The 2,648-nt window shown below is 40.3% G+C and carries 4 protein-coding genes and 1 pseudogene; 2 read left to right on the top strand and 3 right to left on the bottom strand.

Features of this window, described 5'->3' with window-relative positions; translation table 11 throughout:
- Positions 1 to 483: pseudogene (locus VNZ46_RS11365) on the top strand (hypothetical protein); the annotation flags it as partial.
- Positions 484 to 500: 17 nt separating this feature from the next.
- Here the strand turns inward: VNZ46_RS11365 and VNZ46_RS11360 are convergent.
- Genes VNZ46_RS11360 through VNZ46_RS11350 form a run of 3 tightly spaced genes read right to left on the bottom strand, consistent with a single transcriptional unit; the run spans position 501 to position 2,248 of the window.
- Positions 501 to 926: an SRPBCC domain-containing protein gene (locus VNZ46_RS11360; protein ID WP_325560274.1), complete on the bottom strand. Its 426-nt coding sequence runs from the start codon at positions 924 to 926 to the stop codon at positions 501 to 503.
- Positions 927 to 936: 10 nt separating this feature from the next.
- Positions 937 to 1,755, bottom strand: a complete 819-nt coding sequence (locus VNZ46_RS11355; protein WP_325560273.1) for an AraC family transcriptional regulator — start codon at positions 1,753 to 1,755, stop codon at positions 937 to 939.
- Entirely contained in the window at positions 1,736 to 2,248 is a 513-nt protein-coding gene (locus VNZ46_RS11350) for a hypothetical protein (protein WP_325560272.1), read from the bottom strand. Before VNZ46_RS11350 ends, VNZ46_RS11355 begins: the two co-directional genes overlap by 20 nt.
- A 291-nt stretch (positions 2,249 to 2,539) precedes the next feature.
- On the opposite strand from VNZ46_RS11350, the gene VNZ46_RS11345 reads away from it, so the two are divergent.
- On the top strand, positions 2,540 to 2,648 hold a 109-nt coding region (locus VNZ46_RS11345; RefSeq protein WP_325560275.1), incomplete at its 3' end, for an SDR family NAD(P)-dependent oxidoreductase.

The following is a 2,648-nucleotide window of genomic DNA, read 5'->3' as shown; positions in this document are numbered from 1 at the left end:
CTGGATGAGAAATTTGGAAGCAGCCTGAACAGTAAAGGCTATAAAGTTCTGAATCCTAAAGTAGGTCTGATCTACGGTGATGGGATGTATTTGGAAAGATATGTGCGTACACTTGACCGTCTGAAAGAAATGGGCTATGCAGCCAGCAATCTGGTGATCGGCGTGGGTGGGATTTTAAGGAACCACAGCAGGGATACCTTAGGTTTTGCCATCAAAGCGACCTATGTTGAAGTGAATGGGGAGCCAAGGGAAATTGAAAAAGATCCGATTACAGACCAGAAAAAGAAATCTCATAAAGGTTTGCTTAGTCTGCAGAAAGTAGAAGACCAGTACATCACCAAAGATCAGTGTACTGTGGCTGAGGAGGCTGATTCTTTACTGCAGGTGGTGTATAAAGATGGTCAGTTGGTTAAAGAAACCAGTTTGTCTGAGATCAGAAAATTAGTTAAAGCTCAGGAAGCTGTTTTGGTGACAGAACAATAAAGCGAATTGAGTATAATTTAACTTTCTGCTTGTTTCCTGATTAGTTCAAGGGTTGGACCCCAGTACAGTTCCAGGTGTTTGCGAATCACCTGATCAGGGAAGTTGCTGATGGTAAGATCTAGCCTGGTTTTTTGATCTTGTGGTATCAGGTTGAATTCCAGAATGCAGTGACTTTCCGCTATGTTGGGTAAATTGGAGAGAGAGCTTAAGAAACTATAACTGAGTTTGGTATTTGGCTCAAAGGCCAGGATATTACCAGAGTTACTGAATGGAATGCCATGCAGGTCTCCACTCATGATTATGGGGCTGCCGACTTTCCAGTCTGTTTGTATTTCAATAGGGGTATCGTGTGTCCATTGCTGGATGAGAGAAGACGTAGTAAGTGTATCCCAAACTGCAGGTGTTGTAGCATTTATCAGGACGGTTTTTCGTATGATTTCCATAGCTGGTATTTTAAGAAACTATAGCAGTAATCATGGCGGGTGTTATCCCGAATTTTTCCTTAAAAGATGAATAGAAATGGGAAAGATTTTCGAAGCCCAGATCCAGGTAAATGTCTGTAGGTTTCCGTTGTTTTTTCTCAATGAGGTAATACGCTTCAGAAAGCCTCTTTTCTTTCAGCCATTTGCGTGGAGAACTGTTAAATATTTTCTGAAAATCCCGCTTAAAACTAGCCAGGCTTCGCCCGGTTAGTTTTGCAAAGTTTTCAATCGGTACATTGTACCGGTAGTTCTTTAACATAAACTCCTCAAGGTCGATTTTAAAGGGCTCCGAAAAATCAAATAGAAATATTTTGAGTTCAGGATTGGTCTCCAGCAGCAAAGTGAGTACCTCATTTACTTTTATGGTTTCCATTTGTGCACTTACCAGCTTTGCTTGTTCCAGATATGGCACTAAGGATTGGAAAAAACCGTCCAGAAAAGGATTGGAATCCAACAATATATTGGGCACTCCGTTATACTTTTTATCCAGAGCATAATGGTGGTCGATGCCAAATTTCCTCAATCTTTCGGCGTTCAGCATGACAGAAAGCGACCGATATTCCTTGTTCTTAGCCGGATATTTAAATGCTTTAGCCAGCTGATGCCGGTGCGAGATCAACAATTGCCCTTCTTTAAGGATGATCACCCCATTCTGATGATCAATATGTGTTTCTCCCGAAATCTGATAGGATACCACATGCTCAGAAACAAACTGTTCATTACCTAATGCCTTGTCAAAATAACAAGAGTAGAGAAAAGCATTTCCAAAGTTAAGGTCGTCCATATTCATTGCTAAGACTTTTTAATTGTTCGTGGTAAATGGTGTTACGTGCATCAGTATTGCTGTCTACAGCCATCAGGAATACCGCCAGTAGCCCAATCGTAATTCCTATCGCGCGCCAGTTAGGTGAAGATAAAAATAATATCATCAGTCCGGACACAACTAATAAAACCGGCAGCACTTTGAACACCGTTGCCAGGTCTTTTTGGGATTTGGTGGTACGTTGTAGTTCCTGATGTACAAAAGAAACAGGATTGCTAACGCATGCCTGTTCAAATTGCGAAATTCTTGGTTTGTTGGCTAAGAATAATCCGGCACCAACGGCAACCAGGAATAAACCAGAAACAACCAAAGGCCAGACAAATGCCTTTGCCATGGTTGTTTTACCCCAATACCAAAAGCCAAATGCCGACACGATTACAATAATACTGAACAGCCAAACCATTTTGGCCGAAAAGACTTCGGCCTTAGCCCAGTCTGTACTCAATTTAAGGATCTCCATATTTATGTTGTTTTGCTTGAAGGTATAATGGTTATACCGCTGCTGCTTCCTGTTATTAAAATTGTTTTCCTAATGTTAATATACGTTATTTATGATAACAAATTTCCTTTCTTTCTCCTGTTTTAAGTTTTCTCCAAGGCTCAGTTTTTATTTGCTGTACAGCTCATTTTTTGCTTTTCCTACAGTATGTGTTTTCTTGCAGATGAGCTTTTGGGCAACTAAAAGTTGAGCTGTGAAGAAAATTAACCATGATTTTTACTGTTGACATTTGTAATCTAAAATCAACATAAAATGAATACGAACATTTCAGGAAAGGTCATAGTGATTACAGGAGCCAGCAGCGGTATTGGTTTGGCTACAGCTAAAAAATTAAGTGAACAAGGTGCTATCGTTAGTCTAG

The sequence above is a fragment of the Pedobacter sp. genome (assembly GCF_035566355.1).
Lineage (GTDB): Bacteria > Bacteroidota > Bacteroidia > Sphingobacteriales > Sphingobacteriaceae > Pedobacter.
Note: the sequence above shows the minus strand (reverse complement) of the source record. Positions and strands in the feature narration are given on the sequence as shown.